Source organism: Pseudoalteromonas sp. P1-8 (genome assembly GCF_001399985.1).
Lineage (GTDB): Bacteria > Pseudomonadota > Gammaproteobacteria > Enterobacterales > Alteromonadaceae > Pseudoalteromonas.
Genome location: NZ_LJSO01000019.1, coordinates 12,701 through 30,947, shown reverse-complemented (window position 1 = coordinate 30,947; position 18,247 = coordinate 12,701). Strand labels below are relative to the sequence as shown.

20 protein-coding genes and 1 pseudogene are annotated in these 18,247 nt (G+C 42.5%); 16 read left to right on the top strand and 5 right to left on the bottom strand.

All coding sequences use genetic code 11. The features are described from left to right. The first annotated feature begins 150 nt into the window (after window positions 1-150). From AN213_RS18785 to AN213_RS18735, 12 genes and pseudogenes are all read left to right on the top strand, one after another. The gene (locus AN213_RS18785; protein WP_055021779.1) at window positions 151-792 is read left to right on the top strand and encodes a thermostable hemolysin; all 642 of its coding nucleotides are present in this window, start codon (window positions 151-153) and stop codon (window positions 790-792) included. Further along, window positions 789-2,246: pseudogene (locus tag AN213_RS18780) on the top strand (AMP-binding protein); the annotation flags it as partial. The gene AN213_RS18785 and the pseudogene AN213_RS18780, both read left to right, overlap by 4 nt. Before the next feature lie 12 nt (window positions 2,247-2,258). Beyond that, window positions 2,259-2,948, top strand: coding sequence for a TenA family transcriptional regulator (locus tag AN213_RS20295; protein ID WP_201779636.1), 690 nt, complete (start codon window positions 2,259-2,261; stop codon window positions 2,946-2,948). Next, window positions 2,945-3,721, top strand: coding sequence for an SDR family oxidoreductase (locus tag AN213_RS18775; protein WP_054563176.1), 777 nt, complete (start codon window positions 2,945-2,947; stop codon window positions 3,719-3,721). The genes AN213_RS20295 and AN213_RS18775 overlap by 4 nt, the downstream gene beginning before the upstream one ends. 20 nt (window positions 3,722-3,741) lie before the next feature. Continuing rightward, entirely contained in the window at window positions 3,742-4,389 is a 648-nt protein-coding gene (locus AN213_RS18770; protein ID WP_055199337.1) for a hypothetical protein, read from the top strand. Between the two features lie 3 nt (window positions 4,390-4,392). Beyond that, complete coding sequence (locus AN213_RS18765; RefSeq protein WP_055021781.1) at window positions 4,393-5,052, top strand: response regulator transcription factor; 660 nt, start codon at window positions 4,393-4,395, stop codon at window positions 5,050-5,052. Beyond that, window positions 5,052-6,362, top strand: coding sequence for an ATP-binding protein (locus AN213_RS18760; protein ID WP_054563179.1), 1,311 nt, complete (start codon window positions 5,052-5,054; stop codon window positions 6,360-6,362). The genes AN213_RS18765 and AN213_RS18760 overlap by 1 nt, the downstream gene beginning before the upstream one ends. A 19-nt stretch (window positions 6,363-6,381) precedes the next feature. Next, window positions 6,382-6,702 (top strand): cupredoxin domain-containing protein, encoded by a 321-nt coding sequence (locus AN213_RS18755; protein ID WP_082401691.1) that lies wholly within the window; start codon window positions 6,382-6,384, stop codon window positions 6,700-6,702. Continuing rightward, entirely contained in the window at window positions 6,686-7,435 is a 750-nt protein-coding gene (locus AN213_RS18750; protein WP_236702939.1) for an iron transporter, read from the top strand. The genes AN213_RS18755 and AN213_RS18750 overlap by 17 nt, the downstream gene beginning before the upstream one ends. Beyond that, a complete protein-coding gene (locus AN213_RS18745; protein WP_054563182.1) occupies window positions 7,423-8,127 on the top strand; it encodes a hypothetical protein in 705 nt (234 codons plus the stop codon). Before AN213_RS18750 ends, AN213_RS18745 begins: the two co-directional genes overlap by 13 nt. 200 nt (window positions 8,128-8,327) lie before the next feature. Then, window positions 8,328-8,537 (top strand): cold-shock protein, encoded by a 210-nt coding sequence (locus AN213_RS18740; RefSeq protein WP_004587186.1) that lies wholly within the window; start codon window positions 8,328-8,330, stop codon window positions 8,535-8,537. Window positions 8,538-8,709: 172 nt separating this feature from the next. Next, window positions 8,710-9,405: an ABC transporter substrate-binding protein gene (locus AN213_RS18735; protein WP_082422996.1), complete on the top strand. Its 696-nt coding sequence runs from the start codon at window positions 8,710-8,712 to the stop codon at window positions 9,403-9,405. On the opposite strand, the gene AN213_RS18730 is transcribed toward AN213_RS18735, so the two are convergent. The 3 genes from AN213_RS18730 to udk form a co-directional block, all read right to left on the bottom strand. Beyond that, entirely contained in the window at window positions 9,402-10,133 is a 732-nt protein-coding gene (locus AN213_RS18730; RefSeq protein ID WP_055199335.1) for an ABC transporter substrate-binding protein, read from the bottom strand. The genes AN213_RS18735 and AN213_RS18730 overlap by 4 nt on opposite strands. Before the next feature lie 157 nt (window positions 10,134-10,290). Further along, entirely contained in the window at window positions 10,291-11,514 is a 1,224-nt protein-coding gene (locus AN213_RS18725; RefSeq protein ID WP_054563193.1) for a NupC/NupG family nucleoside CNT transporter, read from the bottom strand. 18 nt (window positions 11,515-11,532) lie between these two features. Next, the gene (gene udk, locus AN213_RS18720) at window positions 11,533-12,162 is read right to left on the bottom strand and encodes a uridine kinase (protein WP_054553619.1); all 630 of its coding nucleotides are present in this window, start codon (window positions 12,160-12,162) and stop codon (window positions 11,533-11,535) included. A 191-nt stretch (window positions 12,163-12,353) separates the two neighbouring features. On the opposite strand from udk, the gene AN213_RS18715 reads away from it, so the two are divergent. The 4 genes from AN213_RS18715 (at window position 12,354) to AN213_RS18700 (ending at window position 16,126) form a co-directional block, all read left to right on the top strand. Further along, a complete protein-coding gene (locus AN213_RS18715; RefSeq protein ID WP_055199334.1) occupies window positions 12,354-13,583 on the top strand; it encodes a phosphopentomutase in 1,230 nt (409 codons plus the stop codon). Further along, window positions 13,583-14,284: a purine-nucleoside phosphorylase gene (deoD, locus tag AN213_RS18710; RefSeq protein WP_036972525.1), complete on the top strand. Its 702-nt coding sequence runs from the start codon at window positions 13,583-13,585 to the stop codon at window positions 14,282-14,284. Before AN213_RS18715 ends, deoD begins: the two co-directional genes overlap by 1 nt. 211 nt (window positions 14,285-14,495) lie before the next feature. Continuing rightward, complete coding sequence (locus AN213_RS18705; RefSeq protein WP_055199333.1) at window positions 14,496-15,236, top strand: ferredoxin--NADP reductase; 741 nt, start codon at window positions 14,496-14,498, stop codon at window positions 15,234-15,236. 71 nt (window positions 15,237-15,307) lie between these two features. After that, entirely contained in the window at window positions 15,308-16,126 is an 819-nt protein-coding gene (locus tag AN213_RS18700; protein ID WP_054563197.1) for a nuclear transport factor 2 family protein, read from the top strand. Window positions 16,127-16,506: 380 nt separating this feature from the next. On the opposite strand, the gene AN213_RS18695 is transcribed toward AN213_RS18700, so the two are convergent. Both AN213_RS18695 and AN213_RS18690 read right to left on the bottom strand, forming a co-directional pair. Next, window positions 16,507-17,718 carry a type II toxin-antitoxin system HipA family toxin gene (locus tag AN213_RS18695; RefSeq protein ID WP_055021789.1) on the bottom strand — a complete coding sequence of 404 codons (1,212 nt, stop codon included), beginning with the start codon at window positions 17,716-17,718 and terminating at the stop codon, window positions 16,507-16,509. After that, window positions 17,708-18,007 (bottom strand): helix-turn-helix transcriptional regulator, encoded by a 300-nt coding sequence (locus AN213_RS18690; protein ID WP_054563199.1) that lies wholly within the window; start codon window positions 18,005-18,007, stop codon window positions 17,708-17,710. Before AN213_RS18690 ends, AN213_RS18695 begins: the two co-directional genes overlap by 11 nt. Window positions 18,008-18,247 lie beyond the last annotated feature (240 nt).

The following is an 18,247-nucleotide window of genomic DNA, read 5'->3' as shown; positions in this document are numbered from 1 at the left end:
AGTCTAACAGACTGGCATTTTTGTTTTTAATGAAAATAAAATCATTTAATTTCATAAGGTTGAAAATATTTATAAAAATTAATTTTTCTTAAGTTTTATTTAAGTTTCGCTCGATAAATTTTACACATAACCTAAGTGGAGCGAACAATTATGCTTTCAGTTCAACAATCACATCAAACTCAAGTTCAAGAGCCTGCCTTTGTTTGCACGCGTGAAGGAGGTCAATTACGTGACCGCCTTGAGCGTAATATTAAGCAAGGTTTTGCTGCAGCCTATGACGCGAAAATTTCGCAGTTCATGCCGCTTCTTTGTGAGCTTAATATTGATGATGAATTATGTACGTTAGGCCTTCGCTCTGCATCACAACCTTTGTTTATTGAACAATACCTCCCTGCGTCTATTGAGCACTTTGTTGGTGCCAAGCGTGAGCACATTTTTGAGCTCGGTAATTTATGCTCAACGCATCGAAAAGCCACCTTGGCACATTTTGTTTTAATGAATGAAGCGCTCTATCAAGTAGGCGCAAAATATTTAGTGTTTTGCGCAACCCGTAAAGTGAGAGCGCTATTAAAAATGCTGGGTGTGAATTGCAAAGAAATCGGTGTTGCCAATGCACAAGCACTACAAGACCCAGCAAGCTGGGGTAGCTATTACGACAATCAACCAACCATTTGTGTGGTTGATCTAAACGAAGCACATCAACGTGTACTAAACACCCCAGTTTTATTCAATATCAAACAGCAGTGTTTGCAGTCATCGCGTGAGCTTGCTGTATTTTTGGAGGTGTTATGAGTTGGTTGACACAATTACCACATAAAGATAGCGATACCTTAATGGTTTGCCACAAAAGCGATGGTGTGCGCTCACTAACTAAAAAAGAATTTACTGAGCAAGTAACTCGTTTACTACCTACTTTGGCAGAATTTGATGCCCAAGGTGTGGCTTATCAATTAGATAACACACCTGCTTGGTGTGTATTAGAAGCTGCGCTTAGCGAACTTAAAAGAGTGGCAATTCCGCTACCAACGTTTTTTACGGCTCAGCAAGTTGCGTTTGGTTTGCAAAATAGCGGAGCAGGGCTATTTGTATGTGACCGCGCTTATGAAGGTGAGCATGCAAAGTTAGTGGCGTTAGTCGATGTATGCAAGCATTACCCTTTGTATGTTTACCAATTGAGTAATACACAGCCTGTGCCATATTTTGCAAACACGCAAAAGATCACCTTTACGTCGGGCTCAACAGGCACACCAAAAGGCGTGTGTTTATCGCTTGAAAGCCAATTGCAGGTGGCAACATCACTTTATCAAAGCATTGGTTTAGAAAAACCAAACCATTTGTGTTTGTTGTCGCTACCGGTCTTGCTTGAGAATTTAGCCGGTGTGTATGCGCCGCTATTAGCGGGCGGTACGGTTAATTTAGTGCCTTTAGCTGAACTTGGTTTTTCTGGTGCGCAGCTACTTGAACCACATAAATTAATAGCCGCAATTGAACGTACTGAGCCAAATACTCTTATTTTAGTGCCTGAGCTACTGACTTGTTTAGTGGCTTTTGCAAAGCAAGGCTGGCAAGCACCTAAAAGCTTAAAGTTTATTGCAGTAGGTGGTGCTGTTGTAAGCCAAGCGCTTATTAAGCAAGCCCGTGAGCTCGGTTTACCCGTTTATCAAGGCTATGGTTTGTCTGAATCGTCATCGGTAGTGAGTTTAAACACTCGCGATGATGATGACATTGACACCGCAGGGCGAGTGCTTAAGCACATTCAATACAAAATTGAAAATGGTCAGCTTTATATCAAGGGTTCATTGTTTTTGGGCTATTTAGGTCAAGCTGCACATAATGCTGACGATTGGTATGCAACTGGCGATCTCGTTACTGAGCAAGCAGGTCGCTTGGTTATACAAGGCCGTTTGAAAAACCAACTTATCACCAGCTTTGGTCGCAATATCAGTGCTGAGTGGCCAGAGTCGTTATTGCTTAGCCACAGCCAGGTACAACAAGCGGTGGTGATTGGCGAAGGTCAGGCATTTCTAGCCGCACTTATCTATGCAAACCAAGCGATGAGTGACGCTGAACTTGCTGCCCATATTAGGGCACAAAACGCGCAATTACCCGAATACGCACAGATTAAAAAATGGCATCGAATGGCAGAGCCTATGAGCCACACGCAAGGTTTATTAACCAGCAATAATCGCCCTAAACGCGATGTTATCAATCATTTTTTTGCTACAGAAATTTCAGCACTTTATCAAGAGGCGACGAGCATGAGTCAATTTTTCAATACATTACAAGCCGAAACACAAACTGAGCGTGAGTATCTTTTAGCTGCGCCAATTATTAGCCGCGTTTTTAAAGGTGAAGTAAGCCTGAGTGAGTATGCATCGTTCTTAACGCAAGCTTATCACCATGTTAAACACACAGTGCCACTGCTAATGGCAGTCGGTGCAAAGCTGAGCGATAAACAAGAGTGGTTGCGCGAAGCCGTTGCAGAATACATCGAAGAAGAGTTAGGCCACCAAGAATGGGTGCTAAACGATATTGCAGCATGCGGTTTTGATAAAGAGCTAGTGCGCGATTCTCGTCCACAGTTTTCGACCGAATTAATGGTGTCGTACGCCTACGATACAATTAATCGCGGTAACCCTTTGGCATTCTTTGGCATGGTTCATGTGCTTGAAGGCACTTCGATTGCATTAGCCGATAATGCAGCAGGGCAAATCCGTGAGGTTGTAGGTTTGCCTAAAAAGGCGTTTACCTACCTTACTTCGCACGGTGCACTGGATATTGAACACGTTAAGTTCTTCGAATCACTGATGAACAAAATAGACAACGAAGACGACCAGCAAGCCATTATTCACGCCGCAAAATGTTTTTATAAATTGTACGGCAATATTTTCCGTGACCTCGATATCGAGCCTTTCTTTAGCGAGGCTGACTTGGAGCAAAGCGCATGAGTAGCCCAGTTTGTGTGCTAACCGGTGCAACAGGGGGCATTGGCCGTGCAATTGCCCTTCGCCTTGCAAAAGAAGGTTGGCGTTTATTACTTGTTGGTCGAAATGTGAAGCAACTTGCTGCACTGCAATTGGAATGTGGCAATGATGCTGAGTATTTTCAGGCTGACCTAAGTAACAGCGAATCTCGCGATGATCTTGCTAAGTTTGCTCAGCAAATTGGCGGGGCAACGTTACTAATCAACAACGCAGGCGTTAATGTAATGCAGGGGTTTAGTGAAATTAGCGAACAGCAAATTGATCACCTGTTAAATATTAATCTGCATGTGCCCATTAAATTGTGTCAGCTGTTTTTACCACAAGTGACCCGCAATAAAGGCACGATTGTCAATATTGGTTCATCGTTTGGCAGCATTGGTTATCCGTATCAAACCTTGTACTGCGCTAGCAAGTTTGGCCTAAGAGGGATGACCGAAGCTCTTGCCAGAGAGCTCAGCCACAGCGATGTGAAAGTATTGTATTTAGCGCCTCGTGCAACTGACACCGCAATTAACTCGCCACAAGTGCGCGCGATGAATAAAGAGCTGGGTAACACCATGGATCCGCCAGAAAAAGTGGCTGATGCATTAATAGATTTAATTAAATCAAAAAAACGTCGTCGTTTTATTGGTTTTCCAGAAACATTATTTGCCCGTATTAACGGCGCATTTCCATCACTCGTTGATAACGCAATAGCAAAACAACTTCCTAAAATTAAAAGTTTTTTTGCCAACTAAATTGATCAAGGTGAATGATTATGACTAAACTAAATTTAAAAGCCCTAATGATGTTAGGTGTTATCATGGCTGCGCCTGCAAAAGCCGACTTTAATAGCGATTTAAGTTCGGTGCAAAAGCAGTGGGCAGTGGTTAATTACGAGTTAGTTGACGATGCGCAGTTAGATGCATTCGAAAAATTAGCAAGCGAAACCGCAGAGTTTACCAAAGCGAACGACCAGCAAGCAGCCAGCCATATTTGGTACGGTATTGTGCTATCGAGCTATGCGGGGGCGAAAGGAGGCTTAGGCGCGCTAGGCCTTGCAAAAGACGCTAAAGCGCAATTTGAAAAAGCGCTAAGCCTAGATCCAAAAGCGCTTGATGGCTCGGCATACACAAGCCTTGCAACCTTATACGGTAAAGTACCAGGTTGGCCAATTGGTTTTGGTGATGACGATGAAGCGAAAAAATTGTTTAAGCAAGCGCTTAAACTAAACCCGCGTGGTATCGATAGCAACTATTTATATGCGTCATTCTTGTATGACGAGCGTAAATATAAATCAGCTAAAGAGTTTTTATTGGTTGCACAGCAAGCGCCAGCGCGTCCTGAAAGACCAAAAGCAGATCTTTACCGCCAGCAAGAAATTACTAAATTACTGGCTAAGGTAGAGAAAAAAATAAAGAGATAAACTATGCATTTATTGCTCGTTGAAGACGACCACTTAGTGGCAGAAGGCCTATGTCGTTCTTTACGTCAACAAGGATACAGTGTTGAACATAGTTCTACTGTTCAATCAGCAATGCAGTGGCTGCAAAGTGAAGAAATTGAGCTGGTAGTCCTTGATTTAGGGCTACCAGACGGTGACGGCATTGATATTCTAAAGCACATCAAAAAGCATCGTAAAAATATACCTGTGGTGATTTTAACAGCCAGGGGCAGTATTGATGATAAAGTCATGGGGCTAGATTTAGGCGCTGATGATTATCTAGCAAAGCCCTTTGATCCCGCAGAATTATTTGCCCGTCTACGGGTTGCCAGCAGGCGTTTGACCCAAGCACAAACCAGCACTTTAAAAGTTGGCAATGTTGAAATGGACACCGCCGCTTTTACCGTGAGCTTTCAAGGTGAGCCAGTAAACTTGCCGCGCAAAGAGTTTATGCTTCTTAAAGCCTTGCTAGAAAACCAAGGTCGTGTGCAATCAAAACAGCAGTTAGAAAGTAAACTGTATGAATGGGGTGAAGAGGTGGGGTCTAATACCATCGAAGTACACATTCATCACTTGCGTAAAAAATTCCCTAAAGAGTTTATTAAAACCTTACGCGGTATTGGTTATGTGGTGGGTAAACGCTAGTGTCAATTCGTAAAAGGCTGACTTTACTCATTTTGTCTATGGTGATCTTAACCTGCTTTTTGGCTTTCACTAAAGGTTACCGTGAAAGCATGAATCAGGCTGAAGCACTGCTCGATAATGAGTTGGTAACGCTGGCACATGTGTTAATCGAACAGCCACTCAGTAAAGAAACCCCAGCTTATACCAGTGATTTACCACAGCTATTGTTTCAAGTTTGGGTCGATGACAGCTTGGCCTCAAGCTCAAAATCATTGCAGCATAACCCTAGCAATCAAAGCCAGTGGCAAACCGGGTTTAGTGTTGAGAACTTGGCTGGGCAACGAGTCAAAGTGTATCGCTTAAGCGAAGGTAATAAGCGCGTGCTTATTGCAGAACCTTTGAGTAAACGTGTGGCGCTAACCGAAACCGTGATTTTGTCGGCCATGACGCCGCTGTTATGGAGTGTGCCTATTCTTGCACTCCTTATTAGTGTGTTTGTAAAACAAGGGCTTGCACCACTAACTCGGTTATCTAATCAACTAAAACACCGTCAAGCAAATGACTTTACTGCAATCCCTTGGCAAACCCCAGAGCAAGAAATAAAACCCGTAATTAGCCGCTTGAACGATCTATTTAAACGCGTTGAAAGTGCCTATTTACGAGAGCGCTTTTTTGCCTCTGATGCGGCCCACGAACTGCGTACCCCGCTCAGTAGTTTAAAAATCAATGTGCATAATTTAGTGGCTCAAGGTGTTGAGAGTGTTGAGCTTGATGCGATGGAAAAAGGCGTTGATAAACTAAGCAATATCGTTGAGCAAATGCTGATTTTGGGGCGTACTTATCCAGAGCAATGGCAAGCGCAATTTAGCCCCGTGTCGGTGTTAGAAATTAGCCAACAAGTTGCCTCACAACTTTATGATCGTATTGACGAAAAAGATCATACCATTAGCATCGATGGCGATGATTTTATCATTGCCGGTGACGAATTCACCTTAGTTACTTTGTTTGGCAATTTACTGAGTAACGCCATAAAATATACCCCAGCTGCGGGAGAGATTTCTATTACTCTGAAAACCGAAAAAAATCGTTTTATCTGGCAGATAGATGACTCGGGCCCCGGTATTGATGAAGCTCAAAAACAGCGCATTTTTAACCGTTTTTACCGTGTGGGTGGCGATAAACATCCATCAGGTGAGCAAGGAGCAGGTCTTGGTATGGCCATTGTTGAGCACATAGTGTCGATTTATAACGCCGATATAGCTTTAGCTGACAGTCACCTTGGTGGCTTGCGGGTGAGTGTCTCCTTCATGCAAGGAGATGTCAGTGAATAAATGGATTTTGGCGCTTTCTATGTTGCTACTATGCATGCCGTCTTGGCTAGTCTATGCCAAAGAGTACAAGCTGATCTTAAAAGACCATTTGTTTTATCCTGCAGAAATAAAAGTGCCTGCCAATAAAAAGCTGCGGCTTTTGATCGAAAACCAAGATGACACTCCAGAAGAGTTCGATAGCTTTGACTTAAATCGTGAAAAAGTGCTTTACCCAGGTCGCACGAGCGTCATTTATATTGGGCCGCTCAGCCCTGGGCGTTATGACTTTTTTGGTGAATTTTCGCCTAATACAGCCAGAGGAACTGTCGTGGCTACGGAGGTGAATGATGCTGATAACTAGTTTATTAATGAGCATTAATCAGCTTTTGCCTGTGGTGATTTTAGCCGTGCTTTTGAGTTTAATTGTGCCTTTAAGCCAGCGCCAACTGAGTGTTTATGCAGTGATTGGTACGCTACTAAGCTTAGTGTTTGTGCAAGGCGCTGCTTGGCTGAGCCAGTTATTTGATCACAGAGGCTTAGAGTTCATTCAAATGCTGCTGTGTATTGTCATCTTTATCGCTGCATTAATTAGCTGTCAGCAACGAAAAATGGCGGCTGCGCTGGCCTTGATTGCAACCATGACGTTGTATTTAAGCCATTACATGATTTATTTAGTCAGCTTTTGGCATAGCAGAGATACTGCTGAGCCATTGCTACTGGGTACATTTTTAGGTGTGGGGATTTGTATTAGCTTTGGCGTGTTACTGTTCTTTTTGCTTGAGAGTATTACTAAGCGCGTGGGCGTGCAGCCTTTGGTTGTGTTACTTGCCTTAAATGCAACAGCAAAGCTATTGATATTTATTGATTTAGCAAGTCAGATCGATTTACTCGATGTGACCTCAAATTATTTAGATTGGCGCGGGTTTTTAGTTGAAAACTCAGAGCTTGGGCGCGTATTAAAAGCCTTAGTCGGTTACGAAGCTACGCCGAGTAAAACCGCGCTTTGGGTGTATGTCATTGCAGCATTGGCATTTATCACCTTAGTTCGCGTGTTAAAAATCAAAAAGACCAAGGAGCCTGTATGCGGTTCTTAATAGTTAGTTTAAGTTGCTTGTTTTTAATAAGTATCAGCCAATTTGCGCAGGCAGATGGCATGGTGGTTGATAAGGTATATCACCCTTATGTGATGCCGTTTGAACGTGAAGTTGAGTGGCGTTTGGTGTCTAGGCAAACCGATAGCGGCAATGTACTTGCACAGCGTGCAGGCTTTGGCGGCGCAATTAACGACACCATGAGCCTTGAAGGCTACTTGGTTGGCGAGCGCGATGATAACGGTGACTTTGGTTTATCTTCATATGAAGTGGAGTTACGCTGGCAGTTGGTCGAGCAAGGCCGTTTGTGGGCCGATTGGGGGGCGTTATTTGAGCTTGAAAAACAGCATACCCTAGATGCTTACGAAGCAACGACCGGCTTTTTATGGGAAAAAGAGTTTGGTCGTACAAGCCTGACTATGAACGCTTTTTTAGTGTATGAATGGGGGGCTGATATTGAAAACGAGTGGGAAAGTGAGTTTCGCTTACAGTATCGTTATCGCTATCGTTCGGCTTTTCAACCATCAATAGAAGTCTACGCGGGTGAGGACTTTATTGGTGTGGGGCCAGGCTTTATTGGCTTACACAGATTTAGCCCTAAACGCCAGCTAAAATGGGAAGCAGGTTTTATTAGTGAGCTTAGCCAATCAGGCAAAGATCATAGCTTTCGCTTGGCTTTAGAGTTTGAATTTTAATGTCGATAGTGTTTGACTTATCAAACTAACTCTATATAGTGGGCACCAGCTAGAAAGAAAGCGTGTAATTAATAAATCTTTATTTCGTTGTTGTATAAGTAATACTTGTAGTACCGTCCTGAAGTTTTTAAGTACCATCTCATTTTTTGCTACACCCGCCCACTAGGGCATGTTTAATTTTTTATATCAGGAATAATACTATGTCTAACATCGTATCAGGTACAGTTAAGTGGTTTAACGAATCTAAAGGTTTTGGTTTCATCGAGCAAGAAAATGGTCCAGACGTTTTCGCTCACTTCAGCGCTATCAAAAGCGAAGGTTTCAAAACTTTAGCTGAAGGCCAACGTGTAGAGTTCACTCTTTCACAAGGTCAAAAAGGCCCTCAAGCGGATAACATCACTCCGTTATAATTTTTACTTTTAGTAAAAGTTAAGAAGAAGCAAGCTACGGCTTGCTTTTTTTATGCCTAAAAATTGACTGAGCTAGTGAATATTTCTATATTTAATGCAGCTATGTCATTAGAGTGTATTAATTATCTTAAAATATTTGTTGTTAGCATGCCTAAGCTTTGCACCTGTAGTATTGGCAAAAGATAGTGTCACCATCTACACCGAGCAATTTCCGCCGTATAATTTTTCAAACAAAGGGCACTTAGAGGGCATAAACCTCGAGTTTGTCAAAGCAATGTGTGTTGATGCAGATATTGAATGTCAATTCGAGCTCTTACCTTGGTCTAGGGCGTATCACTTAGCTCAGCAAAAGCCGCTGTCAGGTCTGGTCTCTACGGCACGTATTCCCGACCGTGAAGATTTATTCAAGTGGATTGGTCCAATGGCATCCTCTCGTAACTTTTTTTATCGTTTACAATCAAATGACCGTATTAATCCTATCGATTTATCGCAAGTGAAAGATCATAGCCTGTGTGTTGTTAGAGACAGTATTTACGAAAAATTTGTAGAGAGCATTGGCTTTGAAGGGGATAAAAACCTCCTCAAAGTGAGTCACTATTACGAGTGTATTAATTTATTTTTCAAAAATAAAATAGAGCTCATTATTGGATCTGAGCTTTCGTTTAAGTACCAATTAATGCAGTACGGTCACCAAGGGCGAGAAGTGGTTAAGTTAGTTGAGTTGCCTCTAAATGGCACGGTAGGAAACTTTCTAGCCTTAAATAAGGCCTTACCCGAAGAGCTAGTCAGCCGATTACAGGCAAGTTATGACAAGCTGAGTAAGCAGGGCCTGTTAGAGACTTATATTGAGCAATATAAAGCAAATTAAGGGCGCTGTGCTAGCATCATCACAGCATCGTATTTAGGTGTCATTATTACTTCATTAAACGCTGCTTTTAAGGCATCGATATAGCGTTGGTCGGTATTAATATTTGCTGCGAGATAACCTTTCATGGTTAAAAAGTCGATTGCATGAGCAAAGCTGAAACGAGCTTCATCCAGTGCTAATTGCTCAGCCATGGCCGCAATATAGTTCTTATCATCAATGATTAAATCAACCTTGCCCGACATCAACAGCTGATACGACTTATTAATATCAGAGGTATATACTACAGTATAACCACGTTCTGTTAGGCGCTGCGCTGCTAGGTCATGACGTTGTACCGCTATCTTATATTGCTTGGCTTGCTCATTTGAAGTGATGTTTATATCGCTGCGAGAGCTCAACTTAACAAAGCCCATTTGATAGGTTGCCACTTCACCAATCCAATGAAAGTGTTTTTCGCGTTCAGCAGTTTTCGCCATACTATAAATAAATATATTCGGTTTCTTCAGTGCCATATTGTAGGCACGGGCCCAAGGGTAAAGCTCTATATTCGCGTTCAAATTAGCTTTAGCAAAAATGGCTTTCACAAGCTTAGTGCTCTCACCGGCAACTTGGTTATTGATTAGAGTTTGATTAGGTGGCGACAGTTCAGTCACAACGGTTAGGGTCGGCTTACTCAGTGCTGGCCAACTAAAGAAAAGAATTAGCAAATAAAGTCGTAAATAGTTCATTTATGTACTTAAAAGGACTTAGTAATTAAATCTTAGCACATAAAACGATAAAAGGGCCTTGCGGCCCTTGGTGAAGTATCGTTCAAGTCAGATAGACCTTTAACCCCTTAAAGTCCTATCCTATTGTTTTGCAACTACGGCTCATCTCATTAAGTTTCTAAGCTAGCGAGAGGAAAAAACCTGCAATTGCTGCACTCATGAGGTTAGCCATAGATCCTGCTAACACTGCTCTGAGCCCTAAGCGTGCGATATCCTTTCGCCGACTAGGCGCCATACCGCCTAATCCACCTAGTAAAATTGCTATCGATGATAAGTTAGCAAACCCACATAACGCGAATGTGACAATCGCTTGTGTGTGCGCACTTAACGTATCGCGATAATTAATAAAGTCGAGGTAAGCAACGAATTCGTTAACTACCACCTTCTGACCTATAAAACTGCCTGCGATTACTGCTTCGTTCCAAGGTACACCTAATAACCATGCAACTGGAGCGAATACGTAACCTAAAATTTCTTGTAGCGTTAATGTTGGATGATCAAACCAACCACCAATACCGCCTAATAACCCATTTAGAAGTGCAATAAGTGCTACGAAAGCAAGTAACATCGCACCTACGTTCAGTGCTAGTTGCATACCGTTTGCGGCACCTGATGCGGCTGCATCAATTACGTTAACCGGTTTTTCTTCTTGTACGTCTAAATCAGCTAAATCTTCTTTTGGTGTTTCGGTCTCTGGCACAATCATTTTTGCCATTAAGAAACCACCAGGTGCTGCCATAAAGCTGGCTGCAATTAAGTATTTAAGCTCTACACCAATTGTTACGTAACCTGCCATAACAGAACCTGCTACGGTAGCCAGGCCACCTACCATTACCGCAAATAGCTCTGACTTTGTCATGCTGGCGATAAATGGTTTAACAATCAATGGTGCTTCTGTTTGGCCAACGAAAATATTGGCGGTTGCAGAAAGCGATTCTGGGCGCGAGGTTTTCAATAGCTTTTGTAAGCCACCGCCTAGAATCTTGATTATCCAATCCATCACCCCGATGTGATACAAAACAGCAACGAGTGCTGAGAAAAACACGATAACGGGTAATACTTGTATCGCAAAAATGAATCCTAAGGTATCTTGCGATGCCAGTGAGCCAAATAAGAAGCTAATCCCGTCATTGGCATAACCAATAACCGATGAGACTCCTCGTGACATACTTGCCAGTACGTTTTTGCCCACTTCAAAGAACAAGACAAAGCCACCAATTAATACTTGAAGTAAAAAGGCGATGCCCACAGTTCTTAAATTAATTGCTTTACGGTTCGTTGAAGCCGCAAAAGCAATGCCTAGTAGCACAACTATGCCTACTAAGCTCATAAATGTTGTCATACTGACTATTTCCCGTTGTTATTGTTGCAGTAAATATTTTATTTTACTTTTAATTATATCAATGGCAACGCGATTCATACCGCCGCGTGTGACTACGAGATCAGCTTTGTGCTTTGATGGCTCAATAAACTGATAAAACATAGGTCGCACTGTCGCTTGATATTGATCAACAACGGACTGTAATGTTCTGCCACGCTGCTCCATATCTCGTTGCATACGGCGCATAAGGCAGATATCTAAAGGTGTATCAATAAACACCTTAATATCAAATTCTTTTCGAAGTGCCGGATCACTCAGTAGCAAAATACCTTCAACGATAAGTACTTTTGCAGGTGCCACTCGACGCGTTTCATCGCTACGGGTATGCATTGCATAGTCATAAGTTGGTACGTCTACTGATTTTCCAGCGCGCAATTGAAGTAAGTGCTCATGCAAAAGCTCATGCTCGAAAGCATCAGGATGGTCGTAATTGGTTTGCGTTCGATGGTCAAACGGCAAATGCGACTGGTCTTTGTAATAAGCATCTTCTTCGATCACTGCGATCGCGCCCGGTTCAAGCTCATTGACTAATTCGTTATAAATTGTCTTGCTAAAAAGAGACTTGCCCGACGCAGATGCGCCAGCAATAGCTATAATTGTTCGTGTCACTAAAGTTCTCGCCCACACAGAAGGAAACATTGTTAGGTAGATCACAATAGCAAAAAAGACACGATTAATCTCTTTTGCTTCGCTTAGAGATGCAAATTTATAATGTTTCTGTTTTATGAAACAGGACTTATGTCCTGTACCAAAAATTCGAAGAGCATATAAAGTATTCACATATTGATAACGAGGTACCCATGGCAAGAGCACTCATCTTAATGGCAGATAGCCTAGGAATTGGCGCAGCACCTGACGCAGAGAAGTTTGGTGACGTAGGCGCAAATACCTTTGCTCATTTACTTAAAGCCTACGCAGAAGAAACAGGTGAGCACTTATCGCTACCTAATCTTACCCGTTTAGGTTTAGCTGATGCATGCGAAGCCGCAGGTAAAGAGCCTTGTTTAGTCAGTGACCGACAAGCACCTATTGGCGCATGGGGTTACGCTAAAGAGTTATCAAGCGGCAAAGACACGCCTTCAGGGCACTGGGAAATGGCCGGTGTACCTGTGTTATTTGATTGGGGTTACTTCCCTAATACACAGCCGTGTTTTCCACAAGAATTTGTTGACGAGCTAATTGCTCGCGCTGAGATTCCTGGCATTTTAGGTAACTGTTATGCCTCAGGAACAACCATTTTAGAACAGCTAGGTGAAGAACATATGCAAACCGGTATGCCGATTTGCTACACCTCAGTTGATAGCGTGTTTCAAATAGCCGCGCACGAAGAATCATTTGGACTGGAGAAACTTTATCAGGTTTGCGAAATCGCACGGGCGCTGCTTGATGAAATGAACATAGGAAGAGTGATTGCGCGGCCATTTTTGGGTTCGAGCCGTGACGATTTTTCCCGTACAGGCAATCGTCGTGACTATTCGGTGCTGCCACCGTCGCCAACCTTGCTTGATAAATTATCGCAAGACGGCGGTGAAGTGATCAGTATTGGTAAGATTGCCGATATCTATGCGCACCAAGGCATCACCCAAAAACACAAAGCGCCAGGGCTAATGAACTTACTTGAGAAAACCTCAGAAGTCATCGCAAGCGCACCTGACCATAGTTTGATTTTTACAAACTTAGTTGATTTTGATGAAAAGTACGGTCATCGCCGTAATGCAGTTGGCTATGCCGAAGCATTAAAAGAGTTTGATGATTACCTACCGACTATTTTAAATCAGCTAAATAGTGATGATGTATTAATTATCACAGCCGATCACGGATGTGATCCAACAGCAGCAGGCACTGACCATACACGTGAATACGTGCCAGTACTTGCATACCAACCGGGAATGACAAACACCCCGCTTGGAGAACGAGCTAGTTTTGCAGACATAGGTCAAACCCTTGCCCAGTGGTTTAATCTTCCTGCACTTGAATACGGTGATAGTTTTAACGACAAGCTATTAGCGAACAAAAAAGGAAACCAATAATGAGTACTCCTCATATCAGCGCCAATGTAGGCGAATTTGCAGAAACGGTATTAATGCCGGGTGATCCGCTTCGCGCTCAATACATTGCTGAAAACTTTTTAGATGACGCAAAACAAGTAACAGGCGTTCGTAATATGTATGGTTTTACCGGTACCTACAAAGGTAAACCAGTGAGTATTATGGGCTCTGGGATGGGTATTCCATCAATGTCAATTTATGCCCGTGAATTGATCGTTAGTTACGGCGTTAAAAATCTAATCCGTATTGGTACCTGTGGCGGTATTGGTAGCGATATCAAAATCCGTGACGTTATCTTTGCACAAGGTGCAAGCACAGATTCAAACGTAAACCGTGCGCGAGTACGTGGTTACGACTTTGCCGCAATTGCTGATTTTGGTTTATTACTTAACGGTGTTAACGCAGCAAAAGAATTAGGTATTGAAGCGAAAGTAGGTAATGTATTTACAACAGATACATTCTACCAAGCAGATAACACATTCTATCAAGAATTAGACAAGCTAGGCGTACTTGCTGTTGATATGGAAACAGCTGGCATGTACGGCGTAGCCGCCGAATACGGCGCAAAAGCGATGGCACTATTTACTGTAAGTGACCACGTAATCACTGGTGAAGCAACACCAAGTGAAGAGCGTCAAAGCACTTTTAACGAAATGGTTAAAATTGCTTTAGAATCAATTTAAATAAGTTCCTTGGTAACGTATTCACTGAAATTTGGAAACACGCCCAAAGTGAAGTGAGACTAACCTCAAAGCCGCATTTATGCGGCTTTTTTTATAGCTGCCTGTTTACCTCGCGTAAAATCCTGCCCGCATCTCGCAACCGGCCCTTAAAACTTGAAAATTCAACCAATTGTTGCCACTTTTAATAGAGGAACAATAATTGAGGATGTGTATGTCTAATTGGGTTGAAGCTAAGGTAAAAGGCGTTAAATGGTGGACCGACTCATTATTTAGCTTAATCGTTAATGCCGATGTCGAACCATTCACGGCGGGGCAGTTTACAAAGCTTGCGATGCAAGTGGGTGATAAACGTGTAGCTCGTGCATATTCTTATGTGAATGCACCGAACAATCCCGACCTCGAGTTTTATCTTATTAATGTGAAAGACGGTCAACTTTCTCAGCAACTCGCACAATTAAAGCCGGGTGACTCTGTGACTATAGAGCGCCGCGCGACAGGCTTTTTTACCCTTGATGAAGTACCAAGCAGTGAGCAGCTCTATATGCTGAGTACAGGTACTGCGCTTGGGCCTTTTATTTCAATATTAGAGCAGGGCGAAGTGTGGCAAAAGTTTGAGCATGTTCATTTAGTGCATGGAGTTCGTCTTAATGAGGACTTAAGTTATCAGGAGCGCATTAAAGCACTACAGCAGCAGTACCCAAATCTTTACTATTCGCCTGTAGTCAGCCGAGAGTCAGCCACAATCGGTTTTAATGGCCGGATCACAGACGTAATTAAAGATCATCGTTTATTTGATGTAATAGGGCGCCCAACTGAACCTGATACCGCACAATTTATGATTTGCGGTAACCCACAAATGGTAAAAGATACTACGGCTATTTTGTTAGAGCTTGGTTTTAGCCGCAACAGACGCCGTGAACCAGGGCAGATCACAGTAGAGCAATATTGGTAAAAAACTATGCCAAACAGCTAGAATTTGCTACCTTAGCGCCTCAAATCAGGAATGATGCATTTAGGAAAAGTATGAAACCGTTATTTTTTGCAATCAGTTTATTACTCTCTTGGCAGTCAATTGCAAGTGACGAAACCACCGAACAAACCCAACCTCAAACGAGCAATGAACAAAAAGCCGAAAAGAAGGACGTACCTAGCTTAGAGTTTATTGAAGAAAAGCCAGCTACAGAGCAAAAATCAGCGTCTGAAACTGAAAAAGCGACTGTAGAATCCGCTCAAGTAGAAGAAAAAGCTGAAGAAGCCGCGAAGGCAACGAGTGAAACAACCACAAGCAGCGACGAACAAAAAGCGACAGCCGCAGCCTTAAAAGCGGTTGCAGAAGTTGATGATAGCAAAGTACTCGGTACACAAACCCCTGCACCTGCAGAGCAACCAAAAACAGTTGCCGAAAAACAGCAAGCCGTTGCAGAAGCAGAAAAAGCCGTTAATCAAGCTAAAGAAGCACTAACAGCGAAGCAGCAAGAAAAAGCACGTCAGTCACGTGAATCGATGGCGGTGATTGAACAGCTGATTGCAGCTTATAATGCTCGTAACATTGATGCTTTTATTAAGATGTACGATGAAAACGTTGAGTTTTATACATTCCCGAATGAGTTGATGTTCACCGGTAAAGAAAAACTTATTGCACGATACGGCATCATGTTTAAAAAGCTAAAGTGCATTAAGTCATCGCCAATAAAACGCATTGTACTTGGCAACATCGTGATTGATCACGAACTCTCTGAAACCTGTACACAAGACCCCAAAGTCGTCGACAAGCGCTCTGAGTTCGTTACCAGCTACAAAATAGAAAATGGCAAAATAACCAAAGTGTTATTCTTCCGTTAGAAAAAAGAGCAGCTCAGCTGCTCTTTTTTTATGGGTGAAAGTGAGAGTAAAGTTAGCGAGAGTAAAGTTAGCGAGAGTAAAGTTAGCGAGGTACGAGATTCGAGGTAGCAGCGATTTTACATCGCGTCCTAGAACCCAAAGCCTAGCGCCTAATGTTTCCCCCGTAGGACTGGCTTTAGCCGGGAATTGTCTTAAGTTAGCAAGAGTAAAGGTACGAGTAACGAGATGCGAGATATGAGATGCGAGATATGAGGTAGCAGCGATTTTACATCGCGTCCCAGCGCCTAGGATATCTAGAACCTAAAGCCTAAATCCTAGCGCCTAAATCCTAGCGCCTATGACGCGGGATAAAACGTAGGCGTGAAACTTGTTTCGCGCTATTAATCTTCATTAATTTCAGGAATTACACCTTTTAAACGGGTGATATCTTCATCACTAACGTCTGCAAAATGTTTAAAGTGAGTCGGCCAATCTTTGCAATATTCTTCAATCTCTTTAATGATGTTTTTTGCTGCTGAATTTGCTAACCCAAATCGCTTAGCCTGAGATAAAAAATTGCTTTTACTTGCATAACGCCCATCATCACCAAAGCCAAGACCATGTTGTTTTGAGTTGTTGATTGGAGTGATGTCATAGGCTGGACTTAATCGCCAATTTTTTTGTGAAAATGAATATAGGAATGCATGATTGCGAGTGTGATCATCTGTATTACCAATATACGCATTGAACACCATTCGCTTAAACAGCTCTTCAGCATCACCTGCATTTTGCATTGTTTGGTGCCTAATAAATTCAGCTAATTGACCATATGAGTAGTCATTTGAAAGATCACTCATAGCAACTTTGGGTTTTTGAAGTAAGCTATTCGCACTTAAAAAGTGGTGTGTTGGTAACCCATTACTAACATCAAACCGCTCAACAAGTAGCACATCACCGGTATGTGTTTTATGAATAAAGGTAGGAGCCGTTCGAATACCAAGCTGTTCCGCCATTTTCATTGCAGCATGTTCAGCTCTGACTAGATTGAATAAATCATCTTGGCGATTGAATTTTGCTAAGTAGAGTTTGTTGTCAATTTGGATAGAGGTCTTTGGTCTAGCTCCCCCCATGCTTTGGCCAAATTCAAATGCTTTCTTAGCTTCATCAGAAATTGTTTTATTCGCCAGCAAGTCATCTTTAGCTTGGTCTAGCAAGGCTAAATCAGACAAGGTGTTTTTGTTAGTTTTATGCTTTGAGGCACTTCGCGAGAGACTAAAAACAAGAGCTCCTACGCCATACCCAGACCCGGCTAATAAAAATTCTAACTCGTTTTTGGGTTTTGTAGTATGAAGTGAAAGAATTAACTTGCGCCCCCACGAGTCGGCTCCTGCATCACTCAATACGCCAAATACACCTCTGTTTGCACTGTAATTGAAAATCCCCGACTTTAATGGCAGATGTATTGGATCTAGAGCAAAAGCATCGCTTCGGGCTAAATAGCTCTTACCATAGTTGAACTCACCTCGACCTGATTGATTATCTAATTTAAAGTAACCACAGATAACGGGTTTTTCTTCTAAACCATCTATAAAAACATAGCACTCAGAAGTCATCATTGATTTCCTGTGGTGAATTTCGTTTGCGCTGGCGAGCATTGTATCCACCTACGTCGGCCGCTAATTCATTTATTTCATCAAGAAGCGATCCCTGTAAGTTAAGTACAACCAGCGCTTCAAAAAGAATGTCACTTTTCACAACATCACCTTGCTCTAACTTTTGTACAGTCGAACGTGATACCCCAATCATTTTCGCAAATGTACTTTGCGTATAATGAAGTGTTCGGTGCTGGCGTATCAAATCTCCCAGCTTTTGTGCCATTTTTGTAGCCTGTTCAGAACGCATATTGATTACTTTTATAATCATTAGATTTTTAATGATTAGTTTAGCGGTATTTAATTTTTTTGCAATAGAGGAGGTAAAGTTAGCGGGGTCAAGTTAGCGAGAGTAAAGTTAGCGAGATACAAGGGGAAAGGTGCGAGTAACGAGACGCGAGGTAGCAGCGATTTCACATCGCGACCTAGAACCCAGAGCCTAAAGCCTAACGCCTAATGTTTCCCCGGTAGGACTGGCTTTAGCCGGGAA

Excerpts from the sequence above, each read along its gene's own strand:
- AN213_RS18750 (WP_236702939.1), top strand. The coding sequence starts at position 6,686 with ATGATGCTGATAACTAGTTTATTAATGAGCATTAATCAGCTTTTGCCT.
- AN213_RS18705 (WP_055199333.1), top strand. The coding sequence starts at position 14,496 with ATGTCTAATTGGGTTGAAGCTAAGGTAAAAGGCGTTAAATGGTGGACC.
- AN213_RS18775 (WP_054563176.1), top strand. The coding sequence starts at position 2,945 with ATGAGTAGCCCAGTTTGTGTGCTAACCGGTGCAACAGGGGGCATTGGC.
- AN213_RS18725 (WP_054563193.1), bottom strand. The coding sequence starts at position 11,514 with ATGACAACATTTATGAGCTTAGTAGGCATAGTTGTGCTACTAGGCATT.
- AN213_RS18765 (WP_055021781.1), top strand. The coding sequence starts at position 4,393 with ATGCATTTATTGCTCGTTGAAGACGACCACTTAGTGGCAGAAGGCCTA.
- AN213_RS18700 (WP_054563197.1), top strand. The coding sequence starts at position 15,308 with ATGAAACCGTTATTTTTTGCAATCAGTTTATTACTCTCTTGGCAGTCA.
- AN213_RS18740 (WP_004587186.1), top strand. The coding sequence starts at position 8,328 with ATGTCTAACATCGTATCAGGTACAGTTAAGTGGTTTAACGAATCTAAA.
- AN213_RS18785 (WP_055021779.1), top strand. The coding sequence starts at position 151 with ATGCTTTCAGTTCAACAATCACATCAAACTCAAGTTCAAGAGCCTGCC.
- deoD (WP_036972525.1), top strand. The coding sequence starts at position 13,583 with ATGAGTACTCCTCATATCAGCGCCAATGTAGGCGAATTTGCAGAAACG.
- AN213_RS18690 (WP_054563199.1), bottom strand. The coding sequence starts at position 18,007 with ATGCGTTCTGAACAGGCTACAAAAATGGCACAAAAGCTGGGAGATTTG.
- AN213_RS18715 (WP_055199334.1), top strand. The coding sequence starts at position 12,354 with ATGGCAAGAGCACTCATCTTAATGGCAGATAGCCTAGGAATTGGCGCA.
- AN213_RS18770 (WP_055199337.1), top strand. The coding sequence starts at position 3,742 with ATGACTAAACTAAATTTAAAAGCCCTAATGATGTTAGGTGTTATCATG.
- AN213_RS18745 (WP_054563182.1), top strand. The coding sequence starts at position 7,423 with ATGCGGTTCTTAATAGTTAGTTTAAGTTGCTTGTTTTTAATAAGTATC.
- AN213_RS18695 (WP_055021789.1), bottom strand. The coding sequence starts at position 17,718 with ATGACTTCTGAGTGCTATGTTTTTATAGATGGTTTAGAAGAAAAACCC.
- AN213_RS18755 (WP_082401691.1), top strand. The coding sequence starts at position 6,382 with ATGTTGCTACTATGCATGCCGTCTTGGCTAGTCTATGCCAAAGAGTAC.
- AN213_RS20295 (WP_201779636.1), top strand. The coding sequence starts at position 2,259 with ATGAGTCAATTTTTCAATACATTACAAGCCGAAACACAAACTGAGCGT.
- AN213_RS18730 (WP_055199335.1), bottom strand. The coding sequence starts at position 10,133 with ATGAACTATTTACGACTTTATTTGCTAATTCTTTTCTTTAGTTGGCCA.